We start from the raw sequence: 20,665 nt of genomic DNA, 5'->3' as shown, positions 1-20,665 counted from the left end.
AATCGGTCGGTCGGTGTGTCTATTTTTAATTTATAATACCTTAAAACCTTATTAGCATTAGCATCGGCCCTTGAACAAGTGGTTGAAAGAGGGCTTTATGATAAAATTATTGTTACTAGAAGCACACCTGAGATTGCCGAATCAATAGGCTTTTTACCCGGTACGGAAGAAGAAAAAATGGCGCCTTGGCTAGCTGCAATAACAGATTCTTTAGAAGTACTGCATAAGCAAGACGAAAACATGAAAGGCATCTTGAACTATATAATGGACAAAGCGAACATTCAGTTTAAGTCGGTTAATTTTATGCGCGGTAGAAGTATTCAAAATGCTTTTGTATTGCTTGATGAGTGTCAAAACTTAACGGCATCTCAGTTAAAAACAATTATTACTCGCTGCGGCGAAGGGACTAAAATTGTTTGTTCAGGCAACTTAGCACAAATTGACAGTAATTATTTAAACGCTTTAACATCAGGGTTAACTTATATTGTTGAGCGTTTTAAAGACTTTCCTGGAAGTACTACTGTTAATCTTAATGGTGTTGTACGTAGTAAATTAGCTGCCTTTGCGGAAGAAAATTTATAAGTGCACAGTGAGTTATGAACACTGTGTAGCCTGAGCTAAAGTTAATGTATAGCGTTAGTATTTATTAGGCCCTAGTTGGGTTAGGGCTTTTATTTATATAACTTGGATTATTGTGCTTTTTTAATTGACGCTGTTGCCTCTTTAATGATTGATACGCTTGAATGGATCACAATAACGGCAATAATGCTGCCTATAGCCCAATCTGGCCAAGCGGTGTTTAATCGTGCAACTAAAAACGCTGATAACAATACCCCAATATTGGCAAGCATATCATTGCGGGAGCAAATCCAACTGGCTTTTAAATTAACGTCGCCTTGTCTAAATTTAAATAATAAAACAAAGCAAGTAATATTAACAATAAGGGCGATAAAACCCACGGAAAACATTAACTCAGATTGAGGTTCGCTGCCAAACCATATTCGTCTTGCCACATCAACTAACACCAGTAAGCCAAGTGATAATTGTAAGTAACCATTGGTTAATGCTGCACGACCTTTATAAAGTAGGCTTTTGCCAACGGCATATAAGCTCAGTGAATAAACTGCAGCATCTGCGAGCATATCTAACGAGTCAGCAAGTAACCCGCTAGAGTTTGCCAACCAACCTGCAATAAACTCGACGATAAACATGGTGAGGTTTAGTATCAGTACTATCCATAATAACTTTCTCTGGCTAGTATTTTTTGCTTCAGTGGCACAACAGTTTGGCATAGTAGATATTACTTAAGTTGAATAGGTTATCGATTTAAGTCATCATAAACGTTACTGTAAGTGGAAGGTCAAGTATTTTGAAAATAAGTCAGCTGGCTAAATTAACTCGCGTTGTTAGTAAAACAATTCGTTATTATGAAGATGTTGGTCTATTGCCAAAAGCTAAGCGTTGCGCTAATGGTTATAGAGATTACACCGAGGCAGATGTAGAGCGTTTGATTTTTATTCGACGATGTCGCGAACTGCAAATACCCCTTGAGCAAATTAAAATGTTAATTAGTGCTCAATCGGATAATAGTTCTTCCTGCAAAGAAGTAGATTTAATGATCGAGCAACAATTAGATAATGTCCGAAAAACCATTAATGAACTTACCTTACTCGAAAAAACCTTACACTCTCTAGCTGTGTCTTGCCCAAATGATAGTGTAGGTGAATGTGAAATATTGAAAAGTTTGAAACAATAATAACCTAGTCTTTTGAGTGGAGCGGGTATATATCTGTCGCTTTCATAGGTTTGTGTTGTCAGCTAACAACTTAGCGCAGGTAATACCAATCTCACTAACTATGTGATCATTTCTACTGGCTAAAACAATCAACTACTACGTTATTTATTTTATAATTAGAACAACTAGTTATGAAAATAAATGCCTTGTATTTGACTGTTTTTACTGCGTATAAAATAGATCACATAATTAATGAAACTGGTATAATTGATATAAAATGCTATTGAATGTAAAGTTTATGGGTGGAATATAAATAAAATAGCAGGGACTTATGAGTTGGAAGCAATTTCACTTCAAATGCAGGTTTTTTCTTCAAAAAATTAATGAAGGCCAAACACTTAATCAAACCAGTCAGTTATTTGAACAGTCTAATTTAACGACTTTATATGCTAAAAACGATTTAACCAGCATACAAAAAGAATTATTTGATAAAGTATTGAATCTTTCTAGTAGGGAAGATGCTCAAAGGGCATTAACCATTCTATCTTCGATTGATCTCGCTGAAAGTTTAACCTCGTCAAAAGTATATAAATCTATCATGGCCAAATTAGGTTATTTAGAAGCTATTTCCGTCGTTTTTATTGTTTTTATTTCTATTTATAAGGCGTTTGTCTTCCCTGTTTTTTCTAGCCTTGTTCAACAATATCCAAGTATTGGCAGCAATACTTTTGAATTAATGCCATTTGTTTGGGGCCTAGGGTTAATATCTGCAGCGTTTACTTTAATCGCTACATTTTTATTTCGAAAATACGTTAAAAACATAGACAAGTTTATTATTAAACTACCAAGTAATAAAATAACGTTCTTTATTCCCCAAAAAGCGCTGAACGAAATTATTAAGTTAAACAAAATTATTAAATGCTCGTTTAGTAAAAATAGCGCTGATGATGACTTTAGCGACCAACTAAATGCTGTGAACAACATGGGGCTTGATGAATCTGTAGAGCTTAGTTCACTATTTGCACATCACTCAGAACAACTAGAAATGATAATACAACAGCAAGCTAAACGAATGCTTACCATATTTTATACGGTTTTGACGTTAGCCATTGCCTTTTATATTTTACAAGTTTATGACCCAATCTTTAAGCTCGGAGCTATTATCCAATGACAAAGTTAATGAAAAAATCACTGAATAAGGTAAAAGGATTTACACTAATTGAATTAATGATAGTGGTATCTATTATTAGTATCTTGGCTGCAGTAGCATTACCGCAATATCAAACCTACACCATTAAAGCACATGTGGTTGAGGCATACTCTTATGCAGGTAATATCAGACAGCCGATAACTGAATATTATGGTGAGCACTTAAGTTTTCCAATTAATAATAAAGAGGTAGGTTTACCTTTACCTGATAAGCTAATTTCTAACAAAATTACCCGAGTAGAGGTGGTTAATGGCGCTTTTCATATTACGTTGGGTAATAAAGTTCCGCAGCCGCTACAAGGAAAAATACTAACCTTTAGGCCTGCGGTAGTAGAAGGAAGCCCGTTAAGTCCAATCTCTTGGTTGTGTGGGTATTCAAAACCAGTAAAAGGGATGAAGGCAATTGGTGACAATAAAACCAATTTAACGATAGAAATGCTTGCTGGCGACTGCACTTAACAGGTTCTTATCTTGAATAGGCTTATAAAATAACTTAGTGCGAACTTAGACAGATATTTTTAAAATAGTGGTTAAATCACTTTTTGAATCCTTGACTAAATCGGCTAACGTGTACTCTTTTAGTACCTCAAGAAATGCATTAGTTGCACTGTTAAGTATTTGTTTAAACTTACATGAAGGTAATACTAAACATTGCTGTTTTTGGCAGTCAACCACCTCTAATGTACTCTCAAGTAACATTACAATATCGCCAATATTTATGTGCTTGGGGGCCTTGCTCAAATAAAAACCACCGCCTTTACCTCGTCTGGTTTCTATAACCTTGGCTTTACCGAGTTGATGTACTATTTTGTTCACGTTATTTCTTGAAATGTTATAGATCTCGCTTATAGCATCAATACTCGCGCGCTCGTTAGCGGGTAATAGTGCTAAATACATTAAAATTCTAATACCGTAATCAGTATGACGGGTGAGTTGCATTATGCTTCCTGTATCTCGTTTATTTGATCAAGTAGGCTGGCTTTAACGTTAGCGATTAAGCCATCTTGATCTTAGTTTAATAAATATTGTTAAGACAACCACCTGACAGATAGTTTTCTAAGTTTGATTCTTGGTAGTCATGCAGAGAATAACTAATTAATAGCCTTTGTGTTTCGAACTTTGTACCTGCATTGACCTTTAATTCTGTTAAAAGGTTAGGGTCTGTTGATCTTTCATTTTAGCCTCTGCTATAGACTATTTTTTAAGATAACAAGGCGAAAATGGTGCAATGTAGTCATTCTCGGCTTTGGCATCCTGCGTCGCTCTACCTTCTGCATCCGTGCAGTCGTACTTTAACCACTTTTAACGATGTTAGGTTGAAAAATAGTCATAGCCCTTTGGGTTGCCTTGAAAAAGCGTCACTCTTTGTTACTTAATGTGCATTTGGAACAACCAAACATTACATTAAGTGCCTCGACTGTCATCTTTTTCAAATGCAACAGAGCTATAAACTGAAAGATCAACAGATCCTAATCATTTTTTAATGATAATCATAATTACTTATCTTTAATATACATTTGACATGCATCATATAGTAGGTATAACATAAAGTACATATTAAATGTATCTTATGTTTGTTAGATTTAGTAATTGATTAAGGAAGAAAAAATATGAATAAACGAGCAACAGACGTTGTTATTATTGGTGCTGGGCCGGTTGGGCTATTTCAAGTATTTGAATTAGGTTTACAAGGGCTTAAGGCGATTGTAATTGATAGTGTTCCAGAAATTGGTGGTCAGTGTTCGCAGTTGTATCCGGAAAAACCTATTTATGATATTCCTGCAATTCCTATGGCTTCAGCCCAATCAATTGTTAATGACTTAGCAAAACAAGCATCACCTTTTAAGCCAGAGTATTTACTGTCACAAAAAGTGATTGATATTGAGAAAGTAAGAGACGATTTGTTTTATGTTAAAACAGATAAGTCTGTGGTGGTTGAATGTCGAGCCGTTATTATTGCTGCTGGTAGTGGTGCATTTGAACCAGTGCGCCTAAAAGTAAAAGGTGTTGAAGTTTTTGAAAATAAACAGCTTTTTTATAGCGTTAAAGATAAAAACCGATTCGCAAACAAAAATGTTGTAATTTTAGGTGGTGGCGATAGTGCATTTGACTGGGCGTTGACGCTACAGCCTATTGCAAAAAGCGTATTGTTAATCCATAGAAGTAGTAACTTTAGGGCGGCTAAAGCGAGTGTAGTTAAAATGGAGCAGTTGTGTGATAACTATGAAATGCAGTTTTTAAGCGGTCAAGTTGTCGATTATCAGCAAGAGGACGGATTGCTGAGTAAGATCATAGTTCAATCGTCGGGTATTAAACGCACTGTTGAGCTTGATCACTTATTAGTGTTTTTTGGTTTGTCACCTAAAATTGGACCAATAGCAAACTGGCATTTAGCCATGAATCATCATCAAGTTTGTGTTGATACAGAGAAGTTTCAAACGTCAGTTCCTGGTATTTATGCGGTTGGAGATATTAATTATTACCCAGGGAAAAGAAAGCTAATACTGAGTGGTTTTCATGAGGCGGCATTAGCGGCATTTGCTATAAAACAATCTATGGATACATCTAAACGCGTTGCAACGCTTTATACAACGACAAGCCCTATATTGCATAAATTGATTAACCCTGAGGAGATGCTAGTTGATTAAATTGGTTGGGTGTTACAGCCTTTTATTCTTTAATTATAGGGTGTTGTAATTTGATTAAAGATTCTACTGCAGACTGTTGGCACTAGTGATAAAAAAACGCTCCTAATTTCGCAGAATTTACGTATGATAGTCAATGGCCTGTTGAACTTTCATTTTATATTCCACTGTAAACGAAAATTCAATAGAGCCTAATATCATTTATTAAGCGAGAAGGACTATGCTAATAACCAGAATATCTATCATTCTTATTTCTATGTTATATAGCGTCAATTTGTTTGCACAAACTAAGGTTGACGTTATTGCAGTAGAGTATCCTCCATTTCTAACATTATCAAAAAAGAATTATGGCACATCGATTGAACTGCTAAACAAAAATAAATTAACTTCAAATTTTTCTTGGGTGCCTTTATTTTATCCTCCAGCTAGAGCTAATAAACTTGTTTACTCAGGGCGTTGGTGCGCTAGCTTTTATCCGCCACCGCCTAGCGAAAATATAATAAGGTATACATTAAGTGAAGAAAATGTGCGAATTGGCTTAGCGCGTTTACACCAGCCAGTTGAGTTTTTTTGGCAGTCTATCTCAGAACTGAAATCACACTCTATTAGTTTGTTAAGATCAAGCGATAAATCAGATTTTATTAATAGATTAAAAAGTGAAAATATTTCTATTAACTATGTAGAGTCGGTTGTAGAAGCCATTGATATGGTTTTGTCGGGCAAAGTTGATTATGCGATGATTGATAATATAGCGTTTAATGAATTAGCTGAAAAAAATAGATTGCAATTTTCATCGTCTTATTTTTTTGAAACACAAATCGATATATATTTTAATAAACAGTGTGAACAGTTAAAACCTTTAATAGAATCTATTCCCCTTAAGGATTAAAGCTGTGCAATGAAAGTTTCTTTTAGAATATATTTTTGATCTTTGAAGTGTCATATTGTAGTAAGTAATTTATGAGTTTATTTAAGTTGTATGTTAAATATTAAGTCAAAAAATCAATTAGTTTCTAGTTATCACACCTCTATTATTTTGGTGTTTTTTGTTTTGGTTTTAACAGCGTTTGTTCTAGCTTGGATGAAATACACAGAAGAGCTTGATCTATATAAAGAAAATCAATACCTGCAACTTAATAAAGAGATGCTCTTTTTAAATAATGTGTTATCTCAGTCAGTGAATGCACTTGCAGGTATGCGCGATTTTGCTAATTATTATTTAGACAACCCCACTGAGCTAGCAGCAACCCTGCCAACATTAGTGCAAGACAAAGAGCGCTTTTATCTAAAAAGAGCTGAACATGATGTGATTAATTACCGTCAGCCTTTAAATGTAAATATTACAGGGGTAGGACAATTATCGTCATTAACACCTGAAGTAAAGCAAGAGTTGATTATGGCACATGCTTTGGCGCCCGCTTTTATAAGTGCAGAGAAGTCGAACACTGAAGCAAATTGGTTTTACTATGTTTCTTTTTCAAAGTTTATTAGTTTATACCCTTGGATAAATAGAGATACATGGCAGTACTCTGCTCGCACTACAGTTAACCCTCATATGCAGAGTATTAAGCAGGCGGTAAAGCGTGAAAAAAAATTCTATTGGTCAATCCCCTATGACGATGCAGCAAATAAAGGCCTAAGTACAGCGCTAGGAGCTGCAGTTTTTCGTGGTGATAAAGTTGCTGGCGCAGTTGTTATTGATATAAGTTTAGGTAAAATTCATGAGAAACTAACCTCTATTGATTTTCCGGATCATGGTTTAGCTATTATTGATAAAAATGATAATGTTTTAGTACATAAAACGTTAGGAAATAACAAAATTAATGCTAATTCTAACAAGAACAAACACCCTAACTTACCTTCAGCATTAACTAACTTGGCGTACCAACAATTTTTTGAAAGCAGTAAAGGTATAAAAGTAGGGCATTACTTTGTTCAGCATATTAGAGTACCCGTTAACGACTGGGTCATCGTAAAATACCAACCTTATGCTGATGTAGTGCAAAAAGTAACAGGTCAATTTATCAATAGTTTATTTCTATCAATCTTCGCCTTGTTAGTGCTGCTAACAATAATTTATTTTGTTACGCGCAGAACATTTATTAAACCAACTCAGCAATTTATATCGCACATAGAACATAGCGCTAAAGGTGACCATGGTAAAGTTAAACCGCCAAAGGGTTGGGCACATTGGTTTCAGTTAGTTGAAGATATTTTTAGTCAAAATAGAAGTTTATTACAACAGCTAAAAGACCAAAACAAAGTGTTAGATCTTCGTGTAAATGAAAAAACACAAGCTTTGAGAGAGAAAAGTGAACAGCATCAACATGACTATGCCATTTTACGCTCTGTTATGGATGCGATACCTGATTTCTTAATTTTTAATGACCTTAATCATAGGGTTATTGGTTGTAACTTAGCCTTTGAAAAACTAGTTGGTGTTAGCGAAAGTAAAATATTGGGTGGAAATGCAGGAGAGCTATTACCAAATGAGTTAGGCCAGTTATTAAACAGTAAGCAACATTCTAATATCAATGGTAGAGGCACAATTAACGTAATTGAAACACTAGAAAATACTTATGAAGTATTAATTGAGCAGTTTTACAACAGCGAAAAAGTGTTACTGGGGACTATTGTAATCATCAGGGATGTTACTGAAAGAACAGCTATTACATCAGCGTTAGAACAAGCAAAAGTACAAGCTGAGAAAGCTAACCTTGCTAAAAGTCAATTTCTTGCCAATATGAGCCATGAAATTAGAACACCAATTAATGCGATTCAAGGCATGCACTTCTTGCTGACCCAATCTGGGTTAACGAGTGGCCAAAAAATTCACTTAGATAATGCTGAAGTCGCCTCAATGTCTTTATTACATTTGGTAGATGAATTACTAGATTTAGCAAAAATTGAATCGGGTAATATGACCATTGTCAAAGCAAGTAGCAGTGTTGACCGTATCGTTAACCAAGCAATTAAACTTAATATCGGTACGGCTTTGCATAAAGACTTAACAGTAAATGTTGATATTAAACACAATGTTCCTCAGCAAGTAATGACCGATGAGATGCGTTTAGTACAAGTATTATCAAACTTACTCAATAACGCAGTTAAATTTACCGCTAAAGGAAAAATACAAGTAGTTATCGAAAATACAGCACAAGAAGACAAAACAGCGCTAGTGAAGTTTTCAGTAAAAGATACAGGTATTGGTATAGCAAAAGAGAAGCAAACTTATTTATTTGATGCATTTCGCCAAGCGGATGAATCTATGACCCGTCAATACGGCGGTTCAGGCTTAGGCCTTTCTATTTGTCGAGAAATAGTTGATTTATTAGGTGGTGATATAACTATTAATAGTGATATTAACCAAGGGGCTGAATTTAGCTTTGTGTTACCACTTAGTATCGACACACAATCTACTAATAGATTAGCACTTGAGACAGAACATGCATTTGTTAGTGTGGCAACTGAACTGCCAGACTGTTTTCCTACTAACTTAGCACTTAATCATCATTCATTCCTGAAAGTAGAACAATTAGCAGATATTGTAAAACACCCGAAACTAGCTACGTCTTTACCTTTAGTGATTTTTATTGACACAGCATTACTAGATACCCAAAAATTCGACCAGATCACAGCACTCATTACCAATAGTAACGTTAATGTAAGCCTTTTCGTATTGTGCCAAAATTCATATAAGGTACCTAATAGTAGCGCGCTTTCATGGTTCGATAAATATCAATTACCTTATACAGTTTGCGAGCAGCCTATATATCGCTATTGTTTATTGCATGTTTTTGATGAACTTAGAAATGGTGTTAATAATAATGACGTACGTGCTTTTATACCTAAACTTACCGATAGTGAAAGCATAGCACCTGAGCCAAAAGCAGACTTGTCAGGCATAACAGTAATGCTAGTTGAAGATAATTTAGTCAATCAATTAGTTGCTAAAGAGTTATTAGTAAGCATGCAAGCTGAAGTAATTATTGCTGATAATGGACAAATTGCGCTTGATTTATTATCCCAAGCACAGCAGGTTGATGTTATTTTAATGGATATTCAAATGCCGGTAATGGACGGATTAACAACTGCTCATGCAATACGAAAAAACCCTAAATATGCCGACCTACCTATTATAGCTATGACAGCACATGCGCAAGAAGAAGATAGAAAGCAAAGTTTTGATGCCGGTATGAATATGCATATTGCCAAGCCTGTAAAAGCGGACCTTTTGCTCAATAGTATTTTGTCATTTTTTGACAAAACCTAATGCCTACTCTTTTAGTAATTCAATACTATAATGCCCACTTAATATCGTATTTTTAGTGTCACTGCTTAATTGACCTACATTCATTAGTCTTGGTCCAGTTGGATCTGCGAGTAAGTATGTTGTACCTTCAAATAACACCGTTGTTTCGTTGCCTTGTGCGGGCACATCTATCCCGAATATCGCGTGATTATCAATAAAAATTAATGCTATTTTAATTCGTGGCATTAACGCTCTTAGCATGGCAACAGTTAAAGTGACTTTACTGTCGCAGTCTCCTTTGTTTTCCCATAACAAGCGCAACGGCGTATTAAAACCAGCGCCAGAAGAGGTAGCTCTTGACTGTAATGTTTCATAGGGAATGCTTTGAACAAAGCCTAGAATAAAATTGGTAACCTTTCGAATGTTTTTAACGGTAACCTTTTCAAGAATAACAGGCTTAAGTGATTGTAAGTCATCAACCGATTCATTCGCTATTTTAACGTGGTTTGGCTTAACACCGCTTTTATTATTCATGGTAAAGAGGTGGTAAAAATTTTTATCTAGATATTCCTGAGTAAACTGCTGCTCAAGTTTGGCAATTTGCTGATAAGCTTTGTTTACTTCTGAATTACTGTCGCCTGTAATTTCAACATGCAAACCGCCACTTTGCTCTGAGAATGTCGCTTGAATATTATCGATTGGGTTATCACGCCAATACTTCTTAAGTGAAAGCTTTACAAATTCATTAGCCATTTTAGGCTTGTAGTTTTTAAAAGTACGAAAACGAGAGAATAAATTTTTTCTGGGGAGTAAAAACTCAATAGATTGTTTTTCTTGATTGATATCTAGCCAACGATATTTAAATAAATAGTTATCGCCTCGCTTTAATTTACTAAATGACAACTGTTCAGCAGCAGAACCTACCGTAAACAGCATAGAGAGTAATAGCGCGCTAATATAATAAATACCATTTAATTTCATGGTTTTATTATAACGCTGCTTTTCTTATCTGCAAAAATCTTTTATTAAAATGGTTCAGCAAATAGTTGCATTCGTTAAAGAAAGTACCTGTTTAGCATGTGACAAAATTGTATTTCGTTCGTGTTTATTAATAGCTAAACTTGCTTGCTGTGCAACAAGCATCCGTGTTTGTAATTGAATAAATGCGCGTTGTTCATTATTTGGGTTTTGTTGTGCAATTGCTTTTAAAGTGGTTAATAGTTGAATACTGATGGTGATATTATTACTAGACTCAAAGCGTATTTGATTAAATGCCGCATTTGCAATATCGGTAAATGATAATTCGTTAGTAATTAATCTTAACTTACCTGATGAGTCATAAGTATAGGGCGATGGAAAGTAAGTTCGGGTCAGACTACAAAGTACAGAGCCAAGTTTATCGATGCATGTTATCGCTGTGTAAGGGTCATTTATTCCAGGAGAAAGTGCTCTAAGTGCGATTTCGACTAATTGATGAATTGCAAACTTTGGATCCTGTACAGGTGTTCGACATGATCCTAACACTATATGTTGTTCTATCTTATTAAAAAGTGCTGGTTCAATTTCGTTATCACTGTATATCACTCCAATAACCGAAGTACTTACGACAAAGTCTCCAGGGGATATATGTAAGTTAATAACAATATTCACCTCAACTGCTAGCTTAAGTAATTTCTCTTGATCAATTAATTGAACATAACCATCTGTAGATGCTTTAATTTCATGATAAGTATCATCTTCAAATTTAGTGTGACTATTTTCACTATCTAAGGTTTCTACTTGTTCTTGGTGTTCACTAGAAGGAAATATTTTATCGATATTTTTTTTGAGCTCACAATAAACATTATCGATAACAACATCGGCTTGAATTGACTTAGCAACATGGTGAATGAAATATATAAGCACGCAAACACTTGTGCAAGTCATACCTAGTGCCATTAGCCAGCTTACACCGGGTTTAAACGTATAAGGCGTATTAAAACTGATCGCACAGAAAATAAAAACACAAAAAAGAAAGGTTGAAATAAACATGCCTAAAACAAATTGTGTACTGGTATCCATCATGAAGTTTCGCATCAACCTTGGCCCAAACTGAGATGAAGCAAGCGTTAAGGTTACAATAGTGATAGAAAAAGCAATACTGGTTACTGTTACCATCGCAGCTGAAATAGTGCCAAGCAGAGACCGCATAGCGTTTATATCAGTGCTGTATAGTAAAGACAGCGAAGGGTAGTTTTTAATTGTGATGGTTACGTCTATATATACAGCTAACACAGCGAAACAAAGAGTCATAAAAATCATAACGCTAGGAATTAACCAAAAATTAGTACGCGCTTTTTCGAGAAGTGGTGCTATTTTTATATTCATTTGATCAATATCCTAGTAGAGCTAATTATTGTTTTAAATATCACTGTTTTTTATATTTTTATGTGAAGTGATTAAGCTTAATTCGGTGCTTGTTTACCCGTTAGTGCAATTCTCATCGCGGACTCAACATCAATGTCTAATGGTGTAATAGACTCTTTATCAATGTAAAGAGTGTAACCGCCAATTTGATAACTTAACGGGATATAAACACCAACCTTGTCTTTATCATTAAAAATATTTTTATCGCCGTCATGTGTTGTAATAAAACCAATCAAATGTATCTTCTCGGTCAGTTGCACAGATACAACACTTTGCATTTTTTGGCGCTGGCCAATATTGATCAGATTAACTGCGTCTTGAATACCGCCATATATTGTTTTAACTACGGGGATTCGTTTTATTATGTTATCCCCCCACTTAATCAACGCTTTTACGATATAAGCATTAACTGCCATACCAACGAGTAACATAACAAGTAACCCTGCGATTAATCCCATACCAGGAAAGTAATATTCAGGCGGAATTAACGGAGTGAGAATACTCTCAAATGAGGTGATTAACCAAATAAGGAAATAGAGTGTTAAAGATATGGGTAATAGGGCTAAAAGACCTTGAATTATTAATATACTGATTCTTTTAATCATGTGAACTCCTTTTAAGCTGCCATTTGAACATAGGATCACAAGCCCCATATTTTATAATTAGTGATAGCTAAGTTTATTTATCAGTGCTGACGCAACTAACTGCTTTAATTACCAAGCATTATTCATTAGATAAGTAGTAGCGAATAAAATTGTAATTTTTACTCATTTTAGTGAAAAATTTACCTAGACTGGTGATTTTTATTTGTCTACACAGCTATTAACCTCAGTACATTGCAAAAAAGGTGCCGATAGTTGTGCAGACAAGAGTTCACGAGTAATCAACGCAGAACCACACTACTTTCATCTTGAAAATGGCTGTATATCAGCTTCATACTGTTATTTATAAGGAAATTGGCACCTTATTTGCTCATCTCATAAAGATGTGATTAATTTAACTGTGTTAATCACATCTATTAGTGCTGATATAATAAAAAGTTGCTGATTTTATTGGGTAAATAACAGTAAAGTAGTATTACTCGCTGTAATTTACTTAAGCGGCGATGTTTAGGATGCTTAACACTAAGCATTGTAAGGAGCCTAATAAAGAAGTGAATCTAGAAAAAAATCACTATATAGGTTGTTAATATGGTGATAATTAGGACCTATTGATATTTCAGTTCATCGATCCCTCGCATTTGAAAAAGCAGATGAAATATTACTTTTAACTTTAGTAAGGTGTACTAAGGAGTAAATAGTGGATAATTTTTTGGGTTTAGACCTTAGGTTGATATGGTTTCATCTATATCAATTGGGAATTACTTTTATGTTGTCATTACCTTTAGCCATTAATCGAGAAAGTGATTCTGCCGGAGCCGGTTTACGTACCTTTCCGCTGGTTGGTATTTCTTGTTGCGCATTTATTTTAGTTGCTATGCAAGTGTATGAAGAACCCGATGCGCAGGCTAGAGTAATGTATGGCATTATAACGGGGATTGGCTTTATAGGTGGAGGCTCTATCGTAAAAGATTCAAATAACGTACATGGTACTGCCACAGCGGCTAGTATTTGGTTAACCGGGGCGCTTGGTGTTTCAGTGGCTTATCAACGCTATGAAATTGCAATTGTACTGAGTATTGTTGGCTTTATGGTTTTTCAGTTGTTAAAGCCTTATAAGCAAAAGAAGGAATAGCTGCTAATATTAATCCTTTACTTTTGTGTATATTTCGCTATATTCAAACGGTTGTTTAAATTAGTTGTTTAATACTATTTCAAGTTGGAGAGTTTTATGGCCGAATATCGAGTTCCGTTAAAAGATATGAATTTCTTACTACACGATGTTTTTAATGTTGGAAGTTTATGGCAAAATTTGCCTAATCTTTCAGAGCACGTTGATGTAGAAACGGCAGATGCAATACTACAAGAGTGTTCCAAAATCGCGGAGCAGGTCATTGCACCAATTTCTCGACAAGGAGATGAAATAGGTGTCAGCTTTGACAATGGCAAGGTAACAACAGCGCCAGGTTATAAAGAAGCATTCAAAACATACGCTGAAGGTGGCTGGACAGCACTTGGCGGTGATCCAAACTATGGCGGCATGGGCATGCCGAAAATGATCACCGCGTTTCACGAAGAGATGCTTTGCTCTGCTGATATTTCATTTAGTTTGTACCCAGGTTTAACTGCTGGTGCAGCGCTTTCTGTTGCAAAACATGGCAACGAAGAGTTAAAACAGCGCTATTTAACGCGTATGTATGCTGGTGACTGGGCGGCAAGTATGTGTTTAACTGAAGCGCATGCTGGTACCGACCTAGGTATGATCAGAACTAAAGCTGAGCCCCAAGATGATGGCAGTTATTTAGTAACAGGTAATAAAATATTTATTACCGGTGGTGAGCATGACTTAACCGAAAATATTCTTCATTTAGTGCTGGCAAAGTTGCCAGACGCACCTGCAGGCCCTAGAGGTATTTCATTATTTTTAGTGCCTAAACATCAAGTAAATGATGACGGTTCGCTTGGTGAGTTCAATAATGTTTCTTGTGGCTCAATTGAGCATAAAATGGGTATACATGCCTCTGCAACGTGTGTCATTAACTTTGATGGCGCAAAAGGCTTTCTGGTAGGTGAATTAAACAAAGGCTTGGCCTGCATGTTCACTATGATGAACTTTGAACGTGTTGGTGTTGGCATTCAAGGTTTAGGCGCAGCTGAACGTTCATATCAAAACGCATTAGAATACGCTAAAGACCGTATACAAAGCCGTTCGTTATCAGGGGTGAAATCACCAGATAAAGCCGCAGACTCAATTATGGTTCACGGCGATGTGCGTAGAATGTTGCTTGATATGAAAGCTAAAAATGAAGGCTCACGTGCGCTTTCTGCGTATATCGCAATGCAGCTTGATATTGCCACATTTGGCGAAGGTGAAGCACAAACTAAAGCTGATCAGCTGGTAGCGCTAATGACACCAATTGCTAAAGCATTTTTTACTGACTTAGGCTTTGAAAGTGCAGTAGCAGGCCAGCAAGTTTTTGGTGGTCATGGCTATATTCGCGAATGGGGTCAAGAGCAACTTGTTCGAGATACTCGAATCGCACAAATTTATGAAGGAACTAACGGCATTCAAGCGATGGATCTACTCGCACGAAAAATTGCAGGTTCAAAAGGAGCCATGCTGAAAGTATTTACTGAGGAAGTGAAGCAGTATATTGCACAAACTTCTAGTGATGAAATGCAAGAGTTTATCGTGCCATTAACCGAAGCTTTAAATGATCTTGAGAACATTACAGAGCAGGTATTAGTGAAAGCACAAACTAATGTTGAAGAGCTAGGATGTGCAGCAAATGACTACCTCCATTTGTTTGGTTATACGGCAATGGCTTATGTGTGGGCAAAAATGGCTCAGGTAGCTTTAGCAAAACAACCTTCTGATGATGATTTTTATCAAAGTAAAGTACTAACGGCTAGATATTACTTCGCTCGTTTATTACCTCGTAGACACTCGTTAATCGCCACAATAAATGCTGGCCCAGAGCCAATGTTTGCAATTGATGAAGCATTATTTTAATTTGAAAGTTAATTAAACCCCTAGGTAAAGTCTCTTCAATGTAATTGAAGAGACTTTTTTTATGAAACTTTACGGCTCGACTAGTTCGCCTTATGTTCGCCGGATCAGACTGTATTTAATTAAGCTGTCGTTGGAAGATACAGCAGTTGAATTTATTAACTTAGATATTTTTAATCAAGAAGACCGAGCACTACTTACTGCAAGTAACCCTGCACAAAAAATTCCTGCCTTAATTGATAATGAGCTATGTATTTATGACTCACGTGTTATTTATCGGTATTTAGCTGAAAAATATCAGCAACCATCACTTACTTGGCAACAAGAAAACTTGCTCACGTTAATTGATGCGGCCAACGACTCAATGGTTTCAATGTTACAACTTACACGCTCAGGCGTGGATGTTAACCAAGACAGTTTATTTTTTAATTTACAACGCGAACGAGTAGAACAAGTAATGAATTATTTAAATAAATCCGTTGAAAATGGTGAGTTTACACAATGGAATTATGTCGCTATTTGCTTGTTTTGCTTACTTGACTGGTTAGCTTTTAGATCGCTATACAATTGGGAAAAGTATAGCGATCTAAAACGTTTTTATGAAAGAGTTAACACACAACTTGGTGTAAATAAAACAGATCCTAGACTTGCTTAAAAAGAGTAACTAGTGCCAATTAATGCCATGTTAAGGTTGTTGTCGCTGACAAGTGGGCTCTGCATAATGTCTTTATCAAGCATTGTTGAAGTAAAAGCGCCAATGACTGTCCATTTAGAAGAAAGTTCGTAAGTGCCTACTACACCTAGTGTAGTATTTTTTGCTTGATAGTCGATTAGAGAGTGGCTTTGTTCTAATGGTGTTTTATTACCAAAGTAATAGTTTACGTTATGCTCACTTAATGTTTCTACCTTTGCCGTTATAGCAATATTAAAAGAAGACTTTTCAATAAGTGTGTAAGCTCCTTGAAGATAAAACTTACCGCTATCTTTAATATTGCTATTGTCGGTAATTAAAGCCGTTTCCATGCTAAAACGGCCATAATTAAATGCAGCATTTAAACCTTGAGGCCCAGAGCCTAAGGTATTACCTAACTGTTCAGGAAATTCAACGTTGTTTGAAATTAGTCGCCCCAACCAAACATTAGCTTTTTTATTTTGATAGAACCAATGACCCGCTCGTTTGTAACTGGTGTTACTTTGGAAATGATCGTCATTCGTATCGTAATAACTTAATATAATTGTTTCATGCTGAGCTGTAACTTGCTCTGGAATTGAAATGGCAGCTAGCCCCAATTGCTGTGAAAAGCTAGTGGCTTTTATAGATTTAGGTTTGTTAGCTGAGTCGTTCCAAGCTTGTGACACAACAGGGTATGCTAACAACAAAATAATGAAAAAACAGCGCATATTACCCCTCCACAAAATATTAGATTCATATTAACTATAGCTAATAAAATATTAATGTTTAATAAAATGTTGAAAACTATTGCTTAAAAATCCTAAGTAATTAATTTTAGATGTTTTATTAGGGCGTGTTGTTCTTTGTTGTACTCTTTTGCAGCGATTTGTTTGGTGTTTATACAAGGCTGAACTTACGTAATGGGATTATTCCCTATAAGTAATTGTAAACGCGTTGGAAAAAACCAAAAAAGCGCTGTCTAGCTCATTTGTGTAGAATAACGACACTTTACTTGCTACGCCCAAATTAAATCATGTTTAATTCATACTTTAAAGTTTAACACGCTCTGATTAATTTGGTGTTAAACGAAAATAGTTAACGTTGATTGATAATTTAAAACTAAAGCTATTAATACATTAAGTGTTTTTTACGAGGAATGTTTTAGCATTAAGAACATTGATGTATACTTGCGCTCTTATTTTTCGTTAGGAACTCGCGTTGTTAGCCTTAGTTCGTATTATTTTAATGGCATTAGCCATCGTTATTATTTCAATAGCTTCGTGTTGCTATAGTTTGCTTAGACCTTTTCACCGAAACAATGTTTTTCATACAGCTAAAGTTATGGGGAAAGTGTCAAAGATACTTGGTTTAACCGTAGAGGTTCGTGTTCCAGAGTCAGTTAAGCATTTGTCGCCAGTTGTATATATTTGTAACCATCAAAGTAGTTACGATATTTTTACTGTTAGTAATGCTGTTAGACCAGGAACGGTAAGTGTAGGTAAAAAAAGTTTAAAATGGATCCCATTTTTTGGTCAAATGTATTGGTTAACTGGTAATATTTTGATTGATCGTAACAATAAGAATAAAGCAATGAACACAATTGCACTAACTGCCGCAAAAATACGTGAAAAACAGTTGTCAGTTTGGTTGTTTCCAGAAGGCACTCGCAGCAATGGTAGAGGCTTGTTACCTTTTAAAACAGGAGCATTTCGAACAGCCTTACAAGCAGGTGTGCCAATAGTCCCTATTTGTGCTAGTGATTTACATGATAAAATTCATTTAAATAGATGGAATAACGGTAAGCTTATTATTGAATACTTACCACCAATTTATTTAGATGAGGTTAACAATGAAAAAATTAGAGCGGTAGCTAATCAAACCCATCAGTTAATGGCTGCTAAAATCAAAGAAATTAGTGCACAAGCGCATAAAACAGATTAAAGAGATTGGTTATGAATGATGAAGATTTAGCACAATGGTTTGAGCATACTGAAGAGTTAATTAATGCGTTAATTGAAGACGGCACTAACGAAGAAGTTCATCATACTATTGAACATCACTTTTCAAGCCCAGATTTTGACCTACTAGAAAAAGCTGCAATAGCAGCATTTAAAATGGGTTTAGAAATAGAAGAGCCAGAGGAAGCAGAACTTGAAACTGGCGAAAAAGTTTTTGCATTTGATATTATTACCGAGCAACCGCTTGATATTGATATTATTAATGACGAGACTAAAACTATGTTTGAATTAGCTAAAATTAATAACGTAGATTATGACGGTTGGGGTACCTACTTCGAAGAGTAAATTTACGCAGATAGGCTATTTAACCTGAGTTCTGGATAACGGATGTACGAGTAACACCAATAAAGTTATATTTTTTAATTACTTATTATAGAACGAACGTGTTGCTTATGTAGTTATATATCAATGTTATAAGTGTTGAGTGAATCAAGGCAAGTTTGCGAACCTAATAGCGAGCTATTAGTAGCAAATTAACGGTTTTTTAGTTCCAGACAAAAATCAAGTACCTACGTCCATGCAGGCAACGTAGATACGCGTAAAAATCGTGACATTGACGTGCTTAGCTTTTTGTTTATAGTGACTTTATATCGTTAATTTAAATAATATACCAATCTCACTAACTATGTGAGCATTTCTACTGGTTAAAACAATCAACTCCTGTGTTATTTATTTTATAATTAGAACAAGTAGTTATGAAAATAAATGCCTTGTATTTGACTGTTTTCACTGCGTATAAAATAGATCACTTAATTAATGAAACTGGTATTACCCTATACTCAGCGCTGTTTAGCAATAATATACAGTGAATTAACCTGGTATTACTTTGCTGGTAGAGTCTCTAACAACAAGCTGTGGTGTGTAACTTCTCGTGATATGGTTTACAGAGAGCTTACGGCAAGTAGCAATTAACAGGTTTGCGGCATTTTCTGCAATTTCAGATGTCGGTTGATCTGCGGTGGTTAACCTAGGCCATGTTTGCCGCGAGAATGGACTATTTTCAAAACCTGTAATTGACAGCGCTTCAGGGATTGCTATGCCCATTAAGCGAGAAACAAATAATGCACCCGCGGCTATCTCATCATTACAAGAAAAAATGGCACTCGGCTTTCGAACCGAAGTAAGTAGCTGCTTGGCACCATCAACACCTGATTCAAACGAGTATGTCCCTTGAATAATTAGCTGTTCATCAATTTCTATATTATTATCAGCCAGTGCTTGCTTATAGCCTTTTAACCTTTCAACTGTTGATTTATGCTCAGCTTCACCTGCAATAAAAGCAATATCTTTGTGCCCTAAATCAATTAGATGTTGGGTAATACTCACTGATGCTTCAAAATCATTAACCATAATGCAAGGTGCAAGGTCATCAGGCTTTTCATTACCTGAAATAATACGAACTACATCAACATCTAATGTAAGTAGATGTTTAACAAACTCAGGGTTTTCTGAAAAGGGAGGGGTTAGGATCAAGCCTGCAATACGAGAGTGTTTTATCATATTGGTAACTACTTCAAGCAAATTACTTGATTTAGCACTACAAGGGTGAATAAGTAGTTCAAAGCCTTGCTTCTTGCACGCTTGTAAAATACCGTTTTGCATATCAATAATATAGTAAGCATTTGGATTGTCGTAAATAAAAGCAATACTAAACGCTTTACTGCCCGCTAAGTTTCTGGCCGCTAGATTAGGTTGATAGTTAAGCGCCTCAACCACCGCCATCACTTTTTCTCGTGTGGGTTGTCTGACCGAAGGCTCATTATTCATGACTCTTGAAACTGTTTTTATTGATACACCAGCTTGTTTGGCAACGTCATTAATTGTCGCTTTCATCTATTTTTATAGCCTTAGAGAGTTATTCGTGTGTTTTCATGTTCTACTGTGACGCTGAAGTGTTATAGAGTATGTTTTTATCGAAAGTTCAGCAACTACTTATTTATTGTGGCTTGAATAATATTATCTACTCGTTGGATAGAATTATTTTTTGCTAAACGCCATGTAAAAATTATTAAATTTTAAAGAATTACAGTATTTTTTATCGTTTGTATATTAATTGGTGACAGCGTTGTCATTTTGTGTTTAAAGTATAAGTTGATAACTGATCAGCTATTGCACTTA

General features: G+C 35.5%; 18 protein-coding genes and 1 pseudogene. 12 read left to right on the top strand and 7 right to left on the bottom strand.

The annotated features are described in order from the left end of the window. Positions 1 to 42: 42 nt before the first annotated feature. A pseudogene (locus tag QUD79_RS13300) lies at positions 43 to 582 on the top strand (PhoH family protein); the annotation flags it as partial. 107 nt (positions 583 to 689) lie between these two features. On the opposite strand, the gene QUD79_RS13295 reads toward QUD79_RS13300, so the two are convergent. Next, the gene (locus QUD79_RS13295; protein WP_184421217.1) at positions 690 to 1,292 is read right to left on the bottom strand and encodes a cation efflux transmembrane domain-containing protein; all 603 of its coding nucleotides are present in this window, start codon (positions 1,290 to 1,292) and stop codon (positions 690 to 692) included. 77 nt (positions 1,293 to 1,369) lie between these two features. On the opposite strand from QUD79_RS13295, the gene QUD79_RS13290 reads away from it, so the two are divergent. The 3 genes from QUD79_RS13290 to QUD79_RS13280 all read left to right on the top strand — a co-directional run bounded on the left by QUD79_RS13290 (position 1,370) and on the right by QUD79_RS13280 (position 3,403). Further along, positions 1,370 to 1,756 carry a Cd(II)/Pb(II)-responsive transcriptional regulator gene (locus QUD79_RS13290; RefSeq protein WP_184421219.1) on the top strand — a complete coding sequence of 129 codons (387 nt, stop codon included), beginning with the start codon at positions 1,370 to 1,372 and terminating at the stop codon, positions 1,754 to 1,756. A gap of 310 nt (positions 1,757 to 2,066) precedes the next feature. Further along, on the top strand, positions 2,067 to 2,906 hold the full coding sequence (locus QUD79_RS13285) for a hypothetical protein (protein WP_184421221.1): 840 nt from the start codon (positions 2,067 to 2,069) through the stop codon (positions 2,904 to 2,906). After that, positions 2,903 to 3,403 carry a pilin gene (locus tag QUD79_RS13280; protein ID WP_281401776.1) on the top strand — a complete coding sequence of 167 codons (501 nt, stop codon included), beginning with the start codon at positions 2,903 to 2,905 and terminating at the stop codon, positions 3,401 to 3,403. The genes QUD79_RS13285 and QUD79_RS13280 overlap by 4 nt, the downstream gene beginning before the upstream one ends. Before the next feature lie 45 nt (positions 3,404 to 3,448). On the opposite strand, the gene QUD79_RS13275 is transcribed toward QUD79_RS13280, so the two are convergent. Next, positions 3,449 to 3,883 carry an RrF2 family transcriptional regulator gene (locus tag QUD79_RS13275; protein WP_184421223.1) on the bottom strand — a complete coding sequence of 145 codons (435 nt, stop codon included), beginning with the start codon at positions 3,881 to 3,883 and terminating at the stop codon, positions 3,449 to 3,451. 671 nt (positions 3,884 to 4,554) lie between these two features. Between QUD79_RS13275 and QUD79_RS13270 the strand changes: the two genes are divergently transcribed. The 3 genes from QUD79_RS13270 (at position 4,555) to QUD79_RS13260 (ending at position 9,862) form a co-directional block, all read left to right on the top strand. Next, positions 4,555 to 5,592, top strand: a complete 1,038-nt coding sequence (locus QUD79_RS13270) for an NAD(P)/FAD-dependent oxidoreductase (RefSeq protein WP_184421225.1) — start codon at positions 4,555 to 4,557, stop codon at positions 5,590 to 5,592. A 217-nt stretch (positions 5,593 to 5,809) separates the two neighbouring features. Next, positions 5,810 to 6,478, top strand: coding sequence for a type 2 periplasmic-binding domain-containing protein (locus tag QUD79_RS13265; protein ID WP_286288616.1), 669 nt, complete (start codon positions 5,810 to 5,812; stop codon positions 6,476 to 6,478). 90 nt (positions 6,479 to 6,568) lie between these two features. Beyond that, positions 6,569 to 9,862 (top strand): ATP-binding protein, encoded by a 3,294-nt coding sequence (locus QUD79_RS13260; RefSeq protein ID WP_184421229.1) that lies wholly within the window; start codon positions 6,569 to 6,571, stop codon positions 9,860 to 9,862. A 3-nt stretch (positions 9,863 to 9,865) separates the two neighbouring features. On the opposite strand, the gene QUD79_RS13255 is transcribed toward QUD79_RS13260, so the two are convergent. From QUD79_RS13255 to QUD79_RS13245, 3 genes are all read right to left on the bottom strand, one after another. Continuing rightward, positions 9,866 to 10,822, bottom strand: a complete 957-nt coding sequence (locus QUD79_RS13255) for a hypothetical protein (protein WP_184421231.1) — start codon at positions 10,820 to 10,822, stop codon at positions 9,866 to 9,868. A gap of 54 nt (positions 10,823 to 10,876) precedes the next feature. Continuing rightward, positions 10,877 to 12,208, bottom strand: a complete 1,332-nt coding sequence (locus QUD79_RS13250; protein ID WP_184421232.1) for a DUF2254 domain-containing protein — start codon at positions 12,206 to 12,208, stop codon at positions 10,877 to 10,879. 77 nt (positions 12,209 to 12,285) lie between these two features. After that, positions 12,286 to 12,852 carry a DUF502 domain-containing protein gene (locus tag QUD79_RS13245; protein ID WP_184421234.1) on the bottom strand — a complete coding sequence of 189 codons (567 nt, stop codon included), beginning with the start codon at positions 12,850 to 12,852 and terminating at the stop codon, positions 12,286 to 12,288. A gap of 694 nt (positions 12,853 to 13,546) precedes the next feature. Here QUD79_RS13245 and QUD79_RS13240 point away from each other — a divergent pair. The 3 genes from QUD79_RS13240 to QUD79_RS13230 all read left to right on the top strand — a co-directional run bounded on the left by QUD79_RS13240 (position 13,547) and on the right by QUD79_RS13230 (position 16,511). Beyond that, positions 13,547 to 13,981: an MgtC/SapB family protein gene (locus QUD79_RS13240; RefSeq protein WP_286288611.1), complete on the top strand. Its 435-nt coding sequence runs from the start codon at positions 13,547 to 13,549 to the stop codon at positions 13,979 to 13,981. A 96-nt stretch (positions 13,982 to 14,077) separates the two neighbouring features. Then, a complete protein-coding gene (locus QUD79_RS13235) occupies positions 14,078 to 15,859 on the top strand; it encodes an acyl-CoA dehydrogenase C-terminal domain-containing protein (protein ID WP_184421236.1) in 1,782 nt (593 codons plus the stop codon). Between the two features lie 61 nt (positions 15,860 to 15,920). Further along, positions 15,921 to 16,511: a glutathione S-transferase family protein gene (locus QUD79_RS13230; protein WP_184421238.1), complete on the top strand. Its 591-nt coding sequence runs from the start codon at positions 15,921 to 15,923 to the stop codon at positions 16,509 to 16,511. On the opposite strand, the gene QUD79_RS13225 is transcribed toward QUD79_RS13230, so the two are convergent. Beyond that, a complete protein-coding gene (locus QUD79_RS13225; protein WP_184421239.1) occupies positions 16,508 to 17,257 on the bottom strand; it encodes a MipA/OmpV family protein in 750 nt (249 codons plus the stop codon). The two genes, QUD79_RS13230 and QUD79_RS13225, sit on opposite strands and share 4 nt — an antisense overlap. Before the next feature lie 490 nt (positions 17,258 to 17,747). Between QUD79_RS13225 and QUD79_RS13220 the strand changes: the two genes are divergently transcribed. Together QUD79_RS13220 and rraB are read left to right on the top strand one after the other, a co-directional pair. Then, positions 17,748 to 18,470 (top strand): 1-acylglycerol-3-phosphate O-acyltransferase, encoded by a 723-nt coding sequence (locus tag QUD79_RS13220; RefSeq protein ID WP_184421241.1) that lies wholly within the window; start codon positions 17,748 to 17,750, stop codon positions 18,468 to 18,470. Positions 18,471 to 18,481: 11 nt separating this feature from the next. Continuing rightward, the gene (gene rraB / locus QUD79_RS13215) at positions 18,482 to 18,832 is read left to right on the top strand and encodes a ribonuclease E inhibitor RraB (protein ID WP_184421244.1); all 351 of its coding nucleotides are present in this window, start codon (positions 18,482 to 18,484) and stop codon (positions 18,830 to 18,832) included. A 525-nt stretch (positions 18,833 to 19,357) separates the two neighbouring features. Here rraB and QUD79_RS13210 read toward each other — a convergent pair. Beyond that, positions 19,358 to 20,380: a LacI family DNA-binding transcriptional regulator gene (locus tag QUD79_RS13210; protein WP_184421247.1), complete on the bottom strand. Its 1,023-nt coding sequence runs from the start codon at positions 20,378 to 20,380 to the stop codon at positions 19,358 to 19,360. Positions 20,381 to 20,665 lie beyond the last annotated feature (285 nt).

The organism is Thalassotalea piscium, assembly GCF_030295935.1.
Classification (GTDB): domain Bacteria; phylum Pseudomonadota; class Gammaproteobacteria; order Enterobacterales; family Alteromonadaceae; genus Thalassotalea_B; species Thalassotalea_B piscium.
The sequence above is the reverse complement of the archived record's forward strand: the minus strand, read 5'-3'. Positions and strand labels throughout refer to the sequence as shown.

Excerpts from the sequence above, each read along its gene's own strand:
- QUD79_RS13270 (WP_184421225.1), top strand. The coding sequence starts at position 4,555 with ATGAATAAACGAGCAACAGACGTTGTTATTATTGGTGCTGGGCCGGTT.
- QUD79_RS13295 (WP_184421217.1), bottom strand. The coding sequence starts at position 1,292 with ATGCCAAACTGTTGTGCCACTGAAGCAAAAAATACTAGCCAGAGAAAG.
- QUD79_RS13265 (WP_286288616.1), top strand. The coding sequence starts at position 5,810 with ATGCTAATAACCAGAATATCTATCATTCTTATTTCTATGTTATATAGC.
- QUD79_RS13260 (WP_184421229.1), top strand. The coding sequence starts at position 6,569 with ATGTTAAATATTAAGTCAAAAAATCAATTAGTTTCTAGTTATCACACC.
- QUD79_RS13210 (WP_184421247.1), bottom strand. The coding sequence starts at position 20,380 with ATGAAAGCGACAATTAATGACGTTGCCAAACAAGCTGGTGTATCAATA.
- QUD79_RS13280 (WP_281401776.1), top strand. The coding sequence starts at position 2,903 with ATGACAAAGTTAATGAAAAAATCACTGAATAAGGTAAAAGGATTTACA.
- QUD79_RS13255 (WP_184421231.1), bottom strand. The coding sequence starts at position 10,822 with ATGAAATTAAATGGTATTTATTATATTAGCGCGCTATTACTCTCTATG.
- QUD79_RS13285 (WP_184421221.1), top strand. The coding sequence starts at position 2,067 with ATGAGTTGGAAGCAATTTCACTTCAAATGCAGGTTTTTTCTTCAAAAA.
- QUD79_RS13230 (WP_184421238.1), top strand. The coding sequence starts at position 15,921 with ATGAAACTTTACGGCTCGACTAGTTCGCCTTATGTTCGCCGGATCAGA.
- QUD79_RS13225 (WP_184421239.1), bottom strand. The coding sequence starts at position 17,257 with ATGCGCTGTTTTTTCATTATTTTGTTGTTAGCATACCCTGTTGTGTCA.
- QUD79_RS13235 (WP_184421236.1), top strand. The coding sequence starts at position 14,078 with ATGGCCGAATATCGAGTTCCGTTAAAAGATATGAATTTCTTACTACAC.
- QUD79_RS13250 (WP_184421232.1), bottom strand. The coding sequence starts at position 12,208 with ATGAATATAAAAATAGCACCACTTCTCGAAAAAGCGCGTACTAATTTT.
- QUD79_RS13245 (WP_184421234.1), bottom strand. The coding sequence starts at position 12,852 with ATGATTAAAAGAATCAGTATATTAATAATTCAAGGTCTTTTAGCCCTA.
- rraB (WP_184421244.1), top strand. The coding sequence starts at position 18,482 with ATGAATGATGAAGATTTAGCACAATGGTTTGAGCATACTGAAGAGTTA.
- QUD79_RS13275 (WP_184421223.1), bottom strand. The coding sequence starts at position 3,883 with ATGCAACTCACCCGTCATACTGATTACGGTATTAGAATTTTAATGTAT.